General features: G+C 71.3%; 1 pseudogene. It reads left to right on the forward strand.

The window, feature by feature from the left end:
• A pseudogene (locus tag B0F77_RS50395) lies at positions 1-254 on the forward strand (glycerophosphodiester phosphodiesterase); the annotation flags it as partial.

Here is a 254-nt window from a genome sequence, read left to right on the forward strand (position 1 = left end):
CCCGCGTCGGCGGCCGCGAACCCATCGCCCGCCTCGCCGACGTCCTCGAAGAACTCCCGGAGACGTTCTTCAACATCGACGTCAAAGCCGACAGCGCCGTCGAACCCATCATCACGCTGCTGCGCAAAGCCAAGGCCCTGCAACGGGTCTGCCTCGCCAGCTTCTCCGACAACCGGCTGGCCCGGCTGCGCCGCCAGGGCGGGCCCGACCTGCTCACGTCCATGGGCCCCCGCTCCGCTGGCGCGCTCTGGGCG

The organism is Lentzea kentuckyensis, from assembly GCF_002150765.1.
Lineage (GTDB): Bacteria > Actinomycetota > Actinomycetes > Mycobacteriales > Pseudonocardiaceae > Lentzea > Lentzea kentuckyensis.